At 68.8% G+C, this 16,753-nt stretch carries 10 protein-coding genes; 3 read left to right on the top strand and 7 right to left on the bottom strand.

The features are described from left to right. Nucleotides 1-63: 63 nt before the first annotated feature. Complete coding sequence (locus AC3ERT_RS14320; RefSeq protein WP_435174399.1) at nucleotides 64-390, top strand: hypothetical protein; 327 nt, start codon at nucleotides 64-66, stop codon at nucleotides 388-390. A 249-nt stretch (nucleotides 391-639) separates the two neighbouring features. Here AC3ERT_RS14320 and AC3ERT_RS14315 read toward each other — a convergent pair whose 3' ends face one another. From AC3ERT_RS14315 to AC3ERT_RS14295, 5 genes are all read right to left on the bottom strand, one after another. Further along, a complete protein-coding gene (locus AC3ERT_RS14315; protein ID WP_435174396.1) occupies nucleotides 640-3,729 on the bottom strand; it encodes a type I restriction endonuclease subunit R in 3,090 nt (1,029 codons plus the stop codon). After that, a complete protein-coding gene (locus AC3ERT_RS14310) occupies nucleotides 3,726-4,946 on the bottom strand; it encodes a restriction endonuclease subunit S (protein ID WP_435174393.1) in 1,221 nt (406 codons plus the stop codon). The genes AC3ERT_RS14315 and AC3ERT_RS14310 overlap by 4 nt, the downstream gene beginning before the upstream one ends. Then, the gene (locus AC3ERT_RS14305; protein WP_435174391.1) at nucleotides 4,943-6,505 is read right to left on the bottom strand and encodes a type I restriction-modification system subunit M; all 1,563 of its coding nucleotides are present in this window, start codon (nucleotides 6,503-6,505) and stop codon (nucleotides 4,943-4,945) included. The genes AC3ERT_RS14310 and AC3ERT_RS14305 overlap by 4 nt, the downstream gene beginning before the upstream one ends. Before the next feature lie 89 nt (nucleotides 6,506-6,594). Next, complete coding sequence (locus AC3ERT_RS14300; protein WP_435174388.1) at nucleotides 6,595-8,646, bottom strand: hypothetical protein; 2,052 nt, start codon at nucleotides 8,644-8,646, stop codon at nucleotides 6,595-6,597. Next, the gene (locus tag AC3ERT_RS14295) at nucleotides 8,643-9,317 is read right to left on the bottom strand and encodes an Abi family protein (protein WP_435174385.1); all 675 of its coding nucleotides are present in this window, start codon (nucleotides 9,315-9,317) and stop codon (nucleotides 8,643-8,645) included. The genes AC3ERT_RS14300 and AC3ERT_RS14295 overlap by 4 nt, the downstream gene beginning before the upstream one ends. Before the next feature lie 684 nt (nucleotides 9,318-10,001). Here AC3ERT_RS14295 and AC3ERT_RS14290 point away from each other — a divergent pair. Together AC3ERT_RS14290 and AC3ERT_RS14285 are read left to right on the top strand one after the other, a co-directional pair. Beyond that, the gene (locus AC3ERT_RS14290; protein ID WP_435174383.1) at nucleotides 10,002-10,988 is read left to right on the top strand and encodes an AAA family ATPase; all 987 of its coding nucleotides are present in this window, start codon (nucleotides 10,002-10,004) and stop codon (nucleotides 10,986-10,988) included. Beyond that, nucleotides 10,981-13,635, top strand: coding sequence for a S8 family peptidase (locus AC3ERT_RS14285; RefSeq protein ID WP_488180733.1), 2,655 nt, complete (start codon nucleotides 10,981-10,983; stop codon nucleotides 13,633-13,635). Before AC3ERT_RS14290 ends, AC3ERT_RS14285 begins: the two co-directional genes overlap by 8 nt. Before the next feature lie 58 nt (nucleotides 13,636-13,693). Here the strand turns inward: AC3ERT_RS14285 and AC3ERT_RS14280 are convergent, their stop codons facing one another. Then, nucleotides 13,694-16,333, bottom strand: coding sequence for a S1 family serine peptidase (locus tag AC3ERT_RS14280; protein WP_435174377.1), 2,640 nt, complete (start codon nucleotides 16,331-16,333; stop codon nucleotides 13,694-13,696). A gap of 10 nt (nucleotides 16,334-16,343) precedes the next feature. Further along, a complete protein-coding gene (locus AC3ERT_RS14275; RefSeq protein ID WP_435174375.1) occupies nucleotides 16,344-16,673 on the bottom strand; it encodes a trypco2 family protein in 330 nt (109 codons plus the stop codon). Nucleotides 16,674-16,753 lie beyond the last annotated feature (80 nt).

The following is a 16,753-nucleotide window of genomic DNA, read 5'->3' as shown; positions in this document are numbered from 1 at the left end:
GATGGCTAGCAGGGGTTCGTCCGCACAGTCGCGGCCCGCCACACAGCCGGGCATACTGCCGTTATGAATGCAGGGGCCCGCTACGCGCACCTTCGCCCGTACATGGTTCCCAAGTCGCTCAGCGAGCTGGCCGGACCAACGAGCGGAATCGTTAATCTGCCCCTGAGCTTGGACTGGTCCCAGCAGCGCCGCTACGACCTCAGCATCGACAAGGACCGGCGTTGCCTCTACGAGGCTGTCATCCGCGAAGCCATGAACGTCTCTGAACTGCGGCGGTTTCTTGACGCAGGATTGCTGCTGCACCGGTGGCCCTCGCTGTGGCTGCCCGTACGCGCGAAATCGCTGTGGCAGGAGAGATTCCCCCAGCTGCGGTGCGCTGCTGCCGCATAATGTGATCCGCATGGATCACCTTCACACCCGTCTGACCCGGCTCGCCTTGTCGGCCTCAGCCGCAGATGGCTTTGTACTTGCCGGCGTATATGTCGTCCAGGCTCACGGCTCTCATAATTGCGTTTCCGATGATGTCGATCCCCTTACCAAACAGCGTTATCCGCAGAAATTCGACGCGGCATCGCCACGTCTGACACTTTGGTAGGACTGAGGGCACGCGGCCCGCCCTCATCCGGCCGGAGCAGCGGATCACATCCACTCGTCGGCTTGCTCCTCCGCCTGTCTGAGTACCCGCTCGACGGCCGTCTGGAGCCGATCCGGCGGGTAGCCGTGCCTGCGCAGCAGCCGCAGCACACGGGCCACGACCCGGTCCCGGGCGTGGTCCTTCAGTCGCCAGTCGACCGTGGTGACACTCCTGATCTGGCCGTACAGTTCGCACGCAAGCCGGGCGAGGACTGCCGACCCCATCATGTCGGTCACGAGCGTGTCGACCACGAGCGCGTCGTAGAAGGCCAGTTCGTCCTCGGTCAGTTCTAGCCGCTGCGCCCGCGTACGGTCGTCGGACACTTCGCGAGCCAGGGCGACCAGGGAGGCCATGACCTCGGCGGCCGTCACCAGGCCATTGGCGTAGCGGTCCACGGCCTGCCGGGTCCTCGCGGTGAGGGCCTCCTGGCGGACGATGTTGTCCGGTTGTGCCTGCTGGATGTTCCTGTCAAGCGTACGGCGCAGCGCCTCGACGGCCAGGTGCGGGCGGCGGCTCGCCCGCAGCCGGTCCAGCAGGGCGTCGTCCTGGCGAGAGAGGTCCACTTCGGCCAGACCAGCGGCGTCGTAAAGCTCGGCCGGGCCGCCGGTGCCGTCGGCAGACGCGGCCAGCCTCTCCCACATGGTCCGCACGGCTTCGAAGAAGCGGATGTCCGGGAGCAGGTCCCGCACGCCGGCGTCCGTCGAACAGAGCGAGAACGCGCCGCGCATGAGATTTACGTGCCGCGTGAACCGATCGCCACGCCGGGCCGTTCCCGACCGCGCGCCGGGCTCAGGGGCGACGAGGTGATCCAGTACTGCCGTCACGGCCTCCCGGTAAGTGTCCGGGCCGCTGCCGTCTCGGATCTCTCGCCACGGACAGCCAGCCAGGATGGCAAGCAACCGCCGGTGGTTGTCCCGCACAGCGTCAACCGCGTGTGCGACGTCCGTAATGGGTGCACCACCGTCCCTGTCCTGCCAAGTCGCGTCGGCCAGCACCTCGGTGAGTTGCGGACCGACGCCCTGGTAGTCCACGACTAGGCCGGACGGTTTGCCGTCCCACGTGCGGTTAACCAGGGTGACGGCCTCCAGCAGTGCTGGGCCGCGCATCCGCTGGTCCAGGTAGAGGGTGTGTAGCGGCGGGACGTCGAAACCGGTCAGCCACAGCGACCGGACGATGACTAGTTCTAGTTCGTCGTTAGGGTCCACGATCCGGCGCTGGATCGTCCTCAGTCCCTCCGGGGTGTGGACGTGGTCGGCAATCTCGACGGGGTCCCCGATGTGGCCCGTGACGGCCGCCCGGATACGTCCGCCGGTGTCGGACAGCAGCCCCGTCCGGGGGTCACGGCCGTCGGCCCACTCCGGCCGCAGCCGCGCGAGGGCATCGAACAACCGCGCCGCCGCCAGCCGTGACGAGGTCACCACCATGCCCTTACCGGGCCGGCCGGTGAGCTTGGCCATCTCGGCGCGCCGCACGTCCCAGTGCGCGAGAATATCCCGGGCCAGGGCCTCCGTCCGCGCGGAGGAAGCGGCCAAGTCAGCGGCATCGGGCACGGAGCCGACGTCGGGGTCGGGGTCGAAGCAAAGGTCGACGTCGTCGGGCAACGTCCGAATCAGGCGCGACTCGTAGAAGACGGGCACGGCCGTGCCGTCGTCCACCGCCTGCGCCAGATCGTAGATGTGGATGGTGTCGCCGAACACGGCGTGCGTGCGGCCGTTCCGGTCGTCCGCCAGGGTGCCGGTAAACGCGATGAAGGTGGCATTCGGCAGCGCTTCGCGCAAGTTGAGGGCGTGCAGGGCGCTCTGTCCGCGGTGGGCTTCATCGACCATGACGATGATGTCGCGGCGTGCGGACACCAGCGGATGGCGGGCGCCCGCGTCACGTTCCTCGTGGGTGAGGCGGAACTTCTGCACGGTAGCGAAGACGACACCGCTGTGGGCGTCGCGCCGCAGCAACTGCCTCAGCTGCGTGCTGTCCTGGGCCCATTCGACGCCTCCGGCGATTGCCGTCGGAAGAGTGCAGTTGGCGGTGAAGGCCGCGTAGAGCCGGTTGCCGAGGTCGACGCGGTCGGTGAGGACTACGAACATCGGGTGCGGCAGTTCGGGCGCGCGCGCGGCCTTGCCGACGTAGAACAGCATCTCCTGGCTCCGGCCAGCACCCTGCGCGTGCCGGACGACCCCGGCCCGGCCGTCCGTCGCGACGGCGATCTCGGTGGCGCGGACCGCCGCGTTGACGGCGAAGAACTGGTGGGCCCTGGCGAGGGTGACGGTGTCCACCTCGCCCGTCCGGCGCGCGGAGTACGACAGGAAGTTGGCCACGAGATCAAGGAGCCGGGCGGGTTCGAAGGCACCAAGCAACATCCGCTCCAGGGCGCGCCCGTCCTGCCTCTCATTCTGGGGCAGCAGCGTTCCGTCGGGATCGGCGTGCCAGGGAGCCATGTGGTCCCAGGGAGTGAACGGAGTGCCGATCCGGGCGGTCGGTCCGTCGGAGACGACGGTCACCAGGACGTTCGCGAACGTGCCTGTCTCCTTCAGATCGCGGCGGAAGCCCTGGATCTGGTCGTACGCGTCGCGGACGCCGCCCCGGCCGCTGGCCTGCTTCAGCTCGATTGCCGCGAGGGGCAGGCCGTTGACGTACAGCACGATGTCGAAGACGGCCACGCGGTCCTGGGCGTTGCGGACCTTCACCTGACGGGCGGCGAGCAGGTCGTTCGCATACGGGTCGGAGAAGTCGACTGGGCGGACCACCGTGTGCCGTTTCCCGCCACCTACCGCGTCCGGGTACAGGACGCCGATGCCGCCGACTAGCCGCTGGTGGAATCGGTGGCTCTCGCGAAGGTCGTTCCCAGTGGCCTGCTCCAGCAGTTGGGTGACCGCGTCGTCCACGGACCGTTCGGGTAGATGTGGGTAGCGTCGCCCGATCGCCTCGCTCAGGCGCGGCCTCAGGACCAGGTCGTCCCAGTTGGTCCGCTCCCCGGAGGACGGCGCGAGTTCGGCCCCGTCGACTGGCTGCCAGCCGCACTCGCCGAGGAGTTCGAGGGCGTGCCCTTCCAGCTCTCGCTCAGTCGGTCCTGCGGTGCCTGCGCCGCGCTCAGTCATCCTGCCTCCCTCACCGCGCGGGCTGCGTCGCCGACCCGCAGTCGGCCGGAGACCAGGCCGGGGAGCAGGGTGTCGCGCAGCGCCGCGAGGGTACGGTTCTCGGCCTCGGTCTGCGCTGCGCTCGCGTGCAGGGCGTCCAGCCTCACGGACAGTCTGGCCCGCTGGCCCTCGGCCGGAAGGGGGAGCGGCCAGCGGGGCATGTCCCCCAGCGGAAGCCGGTCAACAGTGGCGCCGTGGATGGTACGGCGGCCAATCTCGTCCTGGAACGCAGGGCTGAGGTAGGCGTGCAGGAGCAGCGCGCCGCCCACCGCAGGCGTCTTCGCCCGCAGGAGTGCCATCCGGCGCCCCAGGCTCGCGCGGACATCGGGAGGCATGAGCGCCGCGTGGCCGAGCCGGGTCTCGTACGAGAAAAGCACGTCGCCGGCCCGCGGTTGGATGCGCCGAGTCCAGCGGGCGAAGTCCTCCTCGGACAGATGGGCCGAGGAGGCCAGGTCCAGGCGGCCGGCGTCAAGGCTGCTGATGCTGAGGAACCACGGGCCGGATGCGGTCTTCACCGGCGTGGCGTGCGGCCCGTCGTGTAGTTCCGCGACTTGGCCCAACCGCTGTGGGGTGCCTGCTGGCACCGCCCCGAACGAGGCGCCGGCCAGCTCAATGCAGATTTCCGCCGTGCGCTTGTTCGCGGCGATCTTGTCGTCCAGCGCCCCGAGGACATCGGCGACGGCTCGCTGCTCCGGCAGCGGCAGGGCGGGAACCGGGAGATCGCCGAGGATGTCCGGGGTGACGTGCGGAACCCCCGTAGTGACGGCACGGGAATGCAGGAGCGACACCATGCCCGGGTCCCGGAAGCAGTAGTAGAGGAACCTGGTGTCCGCGCGGTCCGGGTCCACCCGTATCCGGGCCTGGGCCGGTGACAGGACGTAACGGTCATGGATTCCGGCGGGCACAATTCCCACCTGACCGAACGTACCTCGCTGGGTGAGGACGAGGTCGCCCGGAATGGCGAGGTGGCGGGCGAGTGTGCCGTCCGCGTGGGCTGCCGGGACGAAGACGAGACCGGCCGACGAAAAATATCCGCCGCCAGCCAGGTTCTGGCCGCGGACAACCGGAACCCCCTCCGGGACAAAGTGCCGCTTTCCGAGGCGGGAGCTGAGCGGTCCGCCCACGAGGCCGTTCGGGACAGCGAAGTCCTTCAGGGGCCGCGTGGGGACGGCCGTCACGGCACTCTCCGCAATTGCGCCTCGACGGCCTTCGCCAGGCGCTCGGACTCAGCGAACTGCTCACGCAGCAGGGCGGTCAGCCGGGCGACCCTCGCTTCCGGCGACTCGGCGTCCGGGTCCGCCGCGGCCTCGGCCGTGCCGACGTACCGGCCGGGGGTCAGGACGAAGTCCTGCTCGGCGATGACCGACATCGGCACGCTCGCGCAGAAGCCCGGCTTGTCCTCGTACATGCCCGCGTCAGGCTCGCCGCGCCAGGCACGGACAAGGTGGCCTATGCGGACGATCTCCTCGTCGCGCAACTCCCGCAGGGTACGGTCAGCCATGAATCCCAACTCCCGGGCGTCGACGAACAGCACCTCGCCGCCGCGTTCCCGCGCCCAGCCAGAGCCCCGCCCCTTACCGTCGGCGAGGAGCCACACGCACGCCGGGATGGCGGTGGTGCGGAACATCTGGCCCGGTAGTGCGATCACGCAGGCCACAAGGTCCGCTTCGACCATCGCTCGGCGGATGGCCCCCTCACCGGACTGCCGGCTACTCATCGACCCGTTGGCGAGCACCACTCCCGCCCGCCCTCCCGGGGCGAGCTTGCTCGCTGTGTGCTGGAGCCACGCGTAGTTCGCGTTGCTGACCGGCGGGGTCCCGTAGACCCAGCGCCGGTCCATCGCCAGGAAGTCGCCGCCCCAGTCGGCGAGGTTGAACGGCGGGGCGGTCAGCGCGACCTGTGCCTTGAGGTCTGGGTGCCGGTCGTCGAGGAAGACGTCGGCTGGCCCGGCGCCGAGACCGGCCTCGATCCCGTGTACGGCCAGGTTCATGTGCGCCAACCGCCAGGTGGTGGCGTTCACCTCCTGGCCGTAGAACGCCACGTTCAGCTGGTCGCCGCCGTGCGTCCTGACCGAGTGCGCCGTCTGGACGAACATGCCGCCGGCGCCGCACGCCGGGTCGTACACCCGCTCGCCCTCCCGGGGGCCGAGGACTTCCACCAGCAGTTGGACGACGCTGGCCGGAGTGAAGAACTCACCCCCCCTGCGTCCCTCGGAGGCGGCGAACCGGGCGAGGAAGAACTCGTAGACTTCGCCCACAACGTCTGGGGCGCGGGGCCCACCAACCTGGTCCTGGAACACCACACGGTCGAGTAGTTCCACGAGGTCAGCCAGGCGCCGCCCGTCCACACTGCTGTCGCCGTAGATCTTCGGGAGGGTCCCGAGCAGGGCCGGATTATAGCCCTCGATCGCGCGCATCGCGGAGTCGATCGCCTCGCCGATGCTGGCCTCGCCCCCCGCGCCCCGTGCCAGGTCCACGACGCTCTCCCAACGGGCAGCCGGGGGCACGTAGTACACGCCGGAGCCCGTGTACTCACGGCGCTCCTCCAGGGTGGCGAGCAGTCCGGCCTCCTCCCATCCGTCCTCCGCGCGCAGTTCAGCTTCCAGTTGCCGCCGCCGCTCTGTCATCGCCGCGGACACGTACTTGAGGAAGACCAAGCCCAGCACGAAGTGCTTGTAGGCGGCGGCGTCCAAGCTGCCGCGCAGCTTGTCGGCGGCACGCCAGAGGATGTCCTTCATCTCCTCCGAGGACCGCTTCTTCCGTGGCGGCACAGGTGCCTCGCTTCTCTCGTGTTGGACAGCGGCGCTTCCCCCCATAGGACCACCGGCTATCGGCTGGGCCGGCGCCGCAACGCCAGCGCGCCGTCGGCGACCCCGGCAGCAAGCCGCTCAGCCAGCGTGTCCAGCGCGTCCAGCTGGCGCCGCACCTCGGCGCGGTGCCGATCGGTCTCGGCGAGGACGGCCTCCAGTTCGGTGATCTCCTCGGGCGGCAGCTGCGGCAGGTCCATGTCGCGTACGCTGACCCGCCGCACCAGCGAACCGCTACTGCGCTGCTGGTTCCTGGGCGCGGCCAGCAGCCGGGCCAGCGGGTGCGGGCCAATCCACAGGCCGCCCGTCGCCCGCTGCTGGTGCTGCGCGTACGCGGTGATCCGCAGGCCCTGCACTGGCGCCAGCAACACGCAGCCGCCCACGTCGTCCACACGGGTGCGCACCCCGTGCTCGGTGAGCAGTATGACGTCGCCGCGCTCGGTCACTGCCGCCTGTGGGTACGCGGCCAGCGCCTCCGGCGCGATACGCCGCTGGCCGATCGTCACTGTGCCCAGCATCTCCTCCCGGCCGATGACGACCAGGCCTTCGTCGGCGATGTCCTCAGCATGGATGCGGTGCCCCGGGAGTAGCTTCAGCTGCCCGGCCCGCACGTGCTCGTCGAGTCGGCGGTGCGGCACCGGGCTCTCCCGCTTGGCGATGCCCAGGCCGCCGATCCACTCTCGCAGGTCGGGCAACGCCGCCGCCGCCTCCCGGCGCGCGTCCAGGGATGCCCCGAAGTGGTCGAGTCCCCGCTCCGGGGAGGCCAGCCGGTGGGCGGGCAGCAGGGACCGGCCATCCAGCAACTGCTCCCCGCGCGGGCTCGCTGCCGTCACCGGGATGTCGCGGACCCCTTCGGAAGCCGGGAGGTCCGCCGTGCTCAGCGCTTCGGTGACGAACTCGACCCAGCGCTGCCCTAGCCCCGTCCGCAGCGCGATCCGGTCGCCGTCCACCACCCGCGTCCGGCCGCGCTCGGCCGGTCCGGCATCCCGCCGCAGGACCAGAAGGGCGAGTTCCGCACCAGTGCGGAACGGATGGATGCGGCGCGGGAGCTGGACGATACCGGCCACCGCGTCCTCCATGAGGAGGTGCTCCCGCAGCCGGACGTTCGGGCTGCGGACGCCGGTCCGCTGACGGGCCAGCGTCCACGACGGCACGACCACATACGCGGTGCCGCCGGGCCGGAGCAGATCCAGCGCCTCGACAGCCCTGCTCAGCGGCCCGTCCTCGTCCGTCTCGCGCTCGCCCGCCGCATAGGGCGGGTCGGCGACGACGATGTCAGCCGCCGTACACCCGTCGGCCCGCAGTGCCGAGACGTCGGCGTACAGATCAACGCCCCACACACCGTGCGCCAGCAGGCGGTAGCGCAGCAGTTCACGGCGGAGCCCGTCCGCCTCCGCCGCGGTGATCCGGCCGTGCCGGGCGCGGTCGAGGGCGAAGAGCAGGTCGCCCGTGCCGGCGTGCAGGTTGATCACGGAGGGGCGAGCACACGCGGCCTCACCGGCGGCCTCGCGGCGGCGGACCAGCGCGCCGATCAACTCCGCCACAACCGCCGGAGTGGCGTCCGTGGCCAGTTCGGATTCGAGCCGGCCAGCCAGGCCGAGCACCGCGTCGGCGGCGGCGCCCGGCGTCTCCGTACCGTCCAACAACTCGTCCACTGCCTGTTCGAGCTGTCTGCCTGCGGCCGGAACCCGACGGTTGTCCGCGGCCCTAGCGGCGATCAGCTCCAGAGCGGACCTAATCAGCGTCTCCGCCGAGATGCCGTCGTGCTTCAGCGCGACCAGGCGCCGCAGCCGCAAGGCCTGGCGGAACTGGTCTCCGTACGTCGGCAGACGTCCGTCCTCCCGCCGTTCCACGTCGGGGACGGGCCGGGTGTCCAGCCACTCGGCGACCTCCTCTGCGTCGAACAGCGGCTTGTTCTCGGAGCCGCCCATCGCAGCCGGAAAGGACTCGTGCCGGCGGCGCCAGTTGCTCACGGTGGGGCGGCCCACGCCGGCGAGTTCCTTGATCTCGCCGAGCGTCACCGGCTCGAACCGGTTCCGGTTCGTAGGCGTCCGCTGGATCCCCTGGCTCACAGGCGAATCTCCTCCTCTCCGGACAGCACTCGCTCCCTGCGGGCCAGCACCTGCGGCACTTGGCCGAACTTCTCGTGCAGCGCGGCCGTCTCGGGGCTGACGTAGCCCAGAAGCATGAGCGCGGCAGCGAAGCGCGCCTCCACCGGCAGGTGGAAGACGCGCTCGTGGTGGGCGACCCGGTTGCGTAGCTCCAGAAGTGCCTTCAACTCTCGGTGCAGTGCGTCGCGGCGGACGCCGTGCGCCCGGAACAGATACTGGAGCGACGCATTCCACAGCTGCATCTCGTAGTGGCGCCCCTCGCCCTTAGCGAAGAGGCCAACCCAGAAGCCGAACGTCAGCCGCGCCATGATGTTGCCGGGGGTCTCCGCCTTGCCTCTCTTACGTAGCTCCTGTCGCGCGTCAGCGATGTTGCCCCGGCCGGCCTGGTGCAGGCGGATGCGCTGGTCATTCCACCAGTCGTCCCGGCGGTACTTACCCGCGAGCTGCCGGTGGACGGCGTTCCTGTAGCAGATCTCCAAATCGCGCAGCGTGCTGTGTAAAGCCCGGCTGACCTCCGCGTCCCACGCGTACAGGCGGAGCGCCACCGTGGTATCGCCCCCGCACTCCGTGACGAACGGTCGGAAGCGCTCGGCCGAGATCGCCCGCACGAGTTCCTGCTCTTCACTCCGCATCACTGCGCCCCCCTTCTGACGCAGATAGCAGATAGCTGTGCTAAATTTACCTGCGTACGCCTTGGACCCTCTGTCACTGCACCTAGTTGCACACAGCCCGAGGCAGAAGCATGGTCCGGTTCCCTGCCCCGGAGTCCGCCCGCAGCGATCAGGCGGACTCTGGGGCATAGCTGTATCCCGCCCGAGACACAACTCCGCGGCTGGGCGACGTTCATCACCTCGACCAAGGCAAACGCTAGCAGTAGAATCAGCCCCGGCGCCACACTCCAGGGCGGGAAGAGCTGAGAAGTCCACTTCTCAGGAATCAGATGCGTTAGGCAGCCCAGTAGAGCGAGGACGGCGGGCAGGGCATCTCGGCCGTGCTGGTCGGCCGACGGTAAAGCGGGGCAGGTCAGCCTGGGGTTCGGGACCGCAATAAGGCCGGCACGCGGCCTTCGCGGCTACCATTCCGTCCGGGTTGTCCTCGACCGCGACGGCCTGGGCAGACTGGAGGGCAAGCCCTCATCCGCGACGCGGGGCCTGACCGGACTGCGGGGCGTCCTCGCGGCGGGCTATAGTCCGCCGCGTCCGGGCGGCGGGATGCCGCGGCGAGCCGTACGATGCAGCCGGGTGTATCCGGCACCCGTGGGTAGAAATCCGGCATACCCAGCTATCGGCGGCGGGCATCGGAGGGGTGACAGGCGCATGACGGCGAACGCCGAGCACCTGAAGGCTCTGGTGAGCGCCCACGCCGAGGCTGACGATGATCGCTTCTACAGCGTGGCCCTGCAGGTGGCGGCAAAGTCCGCCCGTCAGGGTCAAGGCAGGTTCGCTGTGGAGCTGCGTGAGCTGGTCGAGGCAGCGCGTCAGAACCAGAGCCATGCGGGCGCGGGCCGGGCAGCGACGCCGGTGGTCCAACCACGAGGTGAGCTGTCCAATCTGCTGACGGCCGGGTATCCGGACGCTCGGCTGGACGACATGACGCTCGACAGCGACCTGCGGGCATCACTCGATCGGGTGCTGCACGAACAGCGGCAGCGCGCGCGACTGGAGCGTTTCGGGTTCACCCCGGTGCACCGCATCCTGCTCTCCGGGCCTCCAGGAACCGGCAAGAGCATGACCGCCGCAGCCATGGCCGGGGAACTGAAGCTGCCGTTGTTCACCATCCGTCTGGACGGGCTGATCAGCCGGTTCATGGGTGAGACAGCAACGAAGCTGCGCCTGGTGTTCGATGCTGTGGCCCAGACACGAGCCGTGTACCTGTTTGATGAGTTCGATGCGCTAGGGGCTGAGCGCACCGCAGGGAACGATGTCGGCGAGGCCCGCCGCATTCTGAACTCGTTCCTGCTGTTCCTTGATGAGGCCCCATCCGAAAGCCTGGTCGTGGCCGGCACCAACCACCACCAGCTCCTGGACCGAGCGCTGTTCCGACGCTTCGACATGATCGCCACTTACGGTCCACCCACACCGGAAGAAGCCGTGCATGTTATGCGCAGACGGCTGGCCGGTATGGATACCGGCACACTACGGTGGGACGCCGTGACAGATAGTGCATCCGGGTTGAGTCATGCCGAGCTGGTCAAGGCCGCCGAATCCGCGGCCAAACGCGCCATTCTCACCGGGCGGGACACGGTGGACGAGACGCTTCTCCTGGAGGCGTTGACCGAGCGGCACGCTTCCCACCATGCCTGAGCCGGCAGCCACCGCGAGACCCACCCCTCACCTGGTCGTCCCGTGGCAGGCTCGCACCCTGACACCCCGGTCCGAGCCACCTGGTGGGAGCAGACTGGCCCTCCTGGAACGTGCAGACCGGGCCGCGCATGCTGCCGCACTCGTGGACGGCCTGGAGTCCGCCGAGCAGGGAGCGGCCCAGCTCGCCCAAGCCATACCCGAGAGCTACCAGCCCGATGGTTTCGCGATCCGTGTCGAGGCCGCGCAGGGCCAATCGCTGGCGCTGGAGAAGTTCGACGGCTCGGGCCTGACGCTACTCAGCAGCCGTCCCAAGACCGATGACGCTCCCCAGGACGTGCTGGTCTGGGTGCCCTTCGACAAGGTGGCCTCGTTCGCGGAGCGGATCACTGCCTTCACCCAGGACACCGACCGCGGAAATCCGCAGCAGGCGGCGCTGGTGGCCAACATGGAGCAGATCCACCGGGCTCTCCTGGGAAACCTGTGGCAGGAGAAGCAGGAGCTTCCTCCCCTGGACGAGGAGAGGTGGTGGGAGCTGTGGTTCGACCCGAAAATCTGCCCGACCGGTCCTGTTGCCGTCCTGCGCGCACTGGCGGACGAGCGGCGCTGGCAGGTCGGCGAACGGGCCATCCAGGTAGGGGAACGGCTCGTCGCCCATGTCTCCACAACGGGACAGCAGCTGACGGCGCTCCTGGCGACAAGTGCCTGTCCGGCCGAGATCCGCACACCGACGTTCGCCGAGGGCCTCTACTACGTCGACCGGAACTTCCGTGTTGGCCTCGTCACCGATCTGGCCCAGCGAGTCGAACCGGCAGACCCGCACGCGCCGGCTGTCTGCGTCCTGGACACAGGGATCGCGCAGGAGCACGTCCTCCTCAAGCCTTCACTGCATGAGCGGGCCTTCAGCGTCGTGCCCGGAGCGACACCGGCCGACCGCGCTGGGCACGGTACCCAGATGGCCGGCCTGGCACTGTTCGGCGATCTTGCCGCTGCTCTGGAGTCCCAGGGCCCGGTAGTACTCGGACACGGCCTGGAGTCAGTAAAGATCCTGCATGACGCCCACGCTCACGCCCCCGCCGCCCTCCCCCGCACCTTCGCCGAGACGACCGCCAACGCGGTAGCGACAGCTGAAATCGGAAACGGTGGACCCGCACCGTCTGGTCGGATCTTCTCGATGGCCGTTACACGGCAGTCTGGCGATGGCGTGAACGGCACCGACGGCACGGCAACCCTGTGGTCGGCCACCCTCGACGCCTTGGCCGCAGGCACGGACGTGGCTGTACACGATGACCGCATCGAACTGATCGGTGCCCCTGACCTTGCAGCGTCGCGGCTGATCATCGTCAGTGCCGGCAACATACGCGGGCCCCTGCCCCAGGACATGCGCTCCGAGACCGGCGAACTGGACCCGCTCCAGCTATCCGACCTATCTCGCATCGAAGAGCCCGCACACGCCCACAACGTGTTGACCGTCGGCGCCTACACCGACCTCGACACCATCCCTGACGGGCCGATGTTCGAGGGGGTCCGTCCCCTCGTCGCGCGTGGTGGCCTATCGCCTTTCAGCAGGACCTCGGTAGCGCTGACCGACGCAGCGGTGACCAAACCCGACATCGTCCTGGAAGGCGGCAACATGCTTGTTACCCCGGACGAGAGCGTTCTGGACGAACACGACCTGCTGAGTGTCGCCACCACCCATCACGACCCCGCTCGGCAACTGGCCTGGGTTAACGCCACCAGCGCCGCCACCGCGCAAGCCGCTGCCCTCGCCGCCCTGGCCATGCGCACCTACCCCGGTCTTCGGCCCGAGACGATCCGGGCACTGCTCGTCCATGAGGCCCAGTGGACGCCCGCAATGATCGACCAGGGTCTGTTCAAGGCCACCGGCACTCCCAAGCACGCCAAAGGCATCCTGATGCGGCAGGTGATCCGCCGCTACGGCTGGGGCGTCCCCACCGCCGAGCGGATCCGCAGCAGCGCCTCCAACGCCGTCACGATGATCATCGAGAACACCCTCGTGCCGTTCAAGCGCGCCCCGGGAAGCCAGGTCAGGCTGGCGGAGCTCAAACTGCACGAACTGCCCTGGCCGTTGGAACAGCTCCGCGACCTGGCCGAGACCACGGTCGACCTGCGCGTGACTCTCGCCTACATGATCGAACCCAACCCCGGGCGGCGCGGCATGCTCGGCCGCTACAGCTATGCCTCGCACGGGTTGAGATTCGCGATCAAAGGCCCCACCGAGTCCGGTGACGCCTTTCAGAGACGGCTCGCCGAGCAAGCCGAGCACGAATCCGACGGAACGGGCAATCCCAAGGCCTTCGAATCCAACCCCCGCTGGCTGGTCGGCCCCAAATTCCGCAACCTCGGCTCTCTCCACGCGGACGTCTGGCGCGGGTCAGCCGCAGAACTCGCGGATTGCGGCATGCTCGCGGTCTACCCAGTCGGCGGCTGGTGGAAGGCGAACAGGCGCAGCGACCGCATCGGGCGCCCCGTCAGCTACGCGCTGATGGTCTCCCTGCGGACCCCGGACATCACCACCGACCTGTACACCCCCATCGCCACCCAACTCGGGGTACCCGTAGGAATCGCACCGTCCGCGCAAACCGACGTCACCAACGGCATCCCCATCCAGATGGACTTCGGCTGGTGACACCGCCGGAAGCAAGAGGACGTGACAACCAGCGTTTCGATGGCAGAGCACAGCGGCGTCACCCGGGCAGGCCCTCAGGGTTGGCTGATTGCCGGATGTCCTGGAGCTGGCCGAACCAGAGGCGCCAGGCGACGGTCAGGGCTGTGAGGCCGAAGGCCAAGAGGACCGGACACAGGATCCAGGGAGGGGGCCAGATCGCAGGTAGGTGTCGACTGAGTGCGAAGGCGAAGGTACTCGTCATCCCGATTGTGATGAGTGGCACGATCCAGGCGAAGGGAAGGGTTCCGAGCCGTCGGCTCCCGAAGCAGTCCGCGACGGTCAGGTGCATGAAGACGTTGAGGAGGACGAAGTACCACAGTATCCATCCATCGTTGCTGGCGCTGGTGCTGAGAGCGACAGAGGCGGGGATGGCCGCGACCAACGTCAGGTGACAGAGGGCAAAGAAGGTGACGACGTACCGGGTGAGTCGGCCGACCTGTGGTTTCCGCCGGACGAGGTGGGATTCGGGACGTAGCGTCGCTGGATCTGGCCCAGGGCTTGGCGGTTCCGGGGCGTCGGTCTCGTGGGTGAGGGCCGTGCCGATCAGTTCTTCCAGGTCGTCCCTGCCGGCGGTTGCTCGCCCCTGGGCTTCGCTGATGAGGTTGCTGGCCCACTGGTAGGTGTCGGGGTCTGCGTCCGGGGTGGCGGCACGTTCGGCGACGGCATGTTCTAGGTCGGCGAGCCACTGGTGGGCTTGATCGCTGCCGAGTTCTGCGGTGACGCCCTGGACGGCGATGGGCAGCAAAAGCTCGGGGGCCGCGGCGACTGCTCGTTGGGCGCCGGCTGCGAGGCCGGGCTGCTCCTGGGCGTTGCGGGCGACGGTGCTGAGTGTCTGGTGGCGCTGCTCGGTGGCGAGGGAGTCGTGCTGCAGGAATGCTTCGATGAACTCCTCACCACTGTCGGTCTCGACTTCGGCGAGCCAAGGGACGGCCAGTGGTTCACCGACAGAGCCCCAGTGGGCCCCGTCGGAGGCCGGGTAGGCAGCGGTCAGGATGTCATCCAGGGCGGCCAACTGGCGAGCGTCTGGGGGTGCGGTGGCTCCGTAGCCGCGGTGGTGGACATCGAAGCCGGCCCGGACAACGGCGCGGCCGTCTTGTGCGGTTCGTGCCCCGGCGAGGAACTGTGCAGTGACCAGGGTGCGGATCAGCTTGTCGTCGACGGTGCCTTCGGGCAGGCGTGATTCGGCGACGCGCCGTACGTATTCCACTTCGTTGGCGAGCAGGACGTCCATCGGGTGGTCCTTGAGTGCGAACTCGGGGTTGGCGTGGGCCAGTACATCGGCGAGTGCGGCGATGTGGTGGTAGATCACCGGCTGCCGAGCGGCGTGTTCGATGTCGGCGCCGTACAGGCGTGGTGCGTCGGCGACCACGCTGTCTGGCCAGGTGTCGTCGCCGTGACCGGTCTGCTGGAGCAGCCGGATACGGCGGGCGAATGCGGCCTTGGCCCCTACGTAGATGTCCTCAGGGCTGTGCCCGTGCAGGGCGTCGTCGGGCGTGAGGGCGAAGGGTCGCTCAACCGATCCCACGTGCCGGGTCCGTAAGTGGCGGCGCAGTGCCGGCCACCAGGTGTCGTGTCCGCGGGCGAGGAGCAGGACCCGGATGGCGGCACCGTCGTGGGATCTGGCCAGGGCTGCCATGAGGTTGCGGATCTGGGCGAGGCGCGTTTCTGCGAGATCGACGGCTAGGAGTAGCGGGTGGCTGGCGGTGGCGAGCATCCTGTAGTCGGCGTGGGTGGGGTACTCGGCAAGGAAGCCGCCGTTCCACGGTTTCTGACCGCCTGAGCCCGCGGTGAGCCGGTGCAGCACTTCGATGAGGAGACGGGACTTGCCGGTGCCGCCCAGGCCGGTCAGAGCGGCGACGTTGACGCGCTCGGGACCTTTGCACCACTGCTCGACCTCGTGCACGAGGGCGCTCACGCCCGTGAGATCGGTGACCTGGGAGCGCGGATCGAGCAGGTAGGAGGAGGACAGCGTCGGGTCCGGTTCGGTGTCCATCAGCGGCCGCAGGTCAGCAGGCTGAAGACGCGAGGCCATACCGGTGTGGGCGGTGACCGTGCTGGTGAAGCCGTCAGCGGTGAGCAGGTGAGAGAGCGGTAGCACCATGAGAAGCCGGTCCCACCGGCGGTCGACCAGGCGGGCGAGGCCGATCAGTACCTCATTGCAGAACACCCCGGCTCCGGACAGCCCTTGCCAGTCCTTCACTTCGTTCGGTTCGGCATTGTCGACTTCTAGTCCGTACAGCTTCGAGCGGGATCCGGTGTGCAGGGCGATCGTCCCCTCCACCGTCTTCAGGTCGTCGACGTACCGCTCGCAGGGTGTGGAGACCCGGCGGCGCATCGCCTTGGGGAACCCGTTCATCGAGCACACGGGACGATGCCCCGGGGCGTCGCAGACCAGTTCGCCCCAGCGCACCACGCCCAGGCCGGCGCCGACCCGTGTCCGGTCGGCCTTCAGCAGCACTGCGTCCAGGCCGGGGTTCTCCCACACTACCGACGCCTCGGTGAAGCCGACGCTCACGGTGTCGCGGACCGTGACAACACTGCCGTCTGCAGGCAGGGCCACGTGATACGCGGTGAGAATCAGGCCGGGCGCTATCAGGCAGCCGGTTCCGTAGGAGCCCTTGCCCTGGTTGCTGACTTCGACGGTCCGTACCGCTACCACCGCATCCCTCCTACCGCAAGCCGTCCACGGTCCCGCCGCGGCCGCCGCCCGTATCGCCGATCAGCAGGTCGCTGCCTTCGCCGTCCAGAGCCACAGCCAGCGTGACCGTCATCCGGTGCGTGACAGTCTTCGCCCGCTCTCCCTTGGCATCCGTGGAGACCACGAACGCCTTGACCCCGCCGCCGGCCGACGCGGTATGCCGCAGTTCGATACCCAGATCCAGTACGACTTCCTTGACCGTGAACCGGACCGGTGACCCGTCTCCTTCCTGCTGCGCGGATGCCAGTCCCCCACGAACAGCCTTGATCGCCTCCGACAGTTCGGTGGGCTCCAACTCCACGGTCTCCCCCTTTGTCGCTTCTGCGCGGAGAGCCAGTCTGCCGCGCGGCACCCGGCGGCGAAAGGACGCGTTGGTCCGCC

It is taken from the genome of Actinacidiphila sp. bgisy145, from assembly GCF_057708125.1.
Note: the sequence above shows the minus strand (reverse complement) of the source record. Positions and strands in the feature narration are given on the sequence as shown.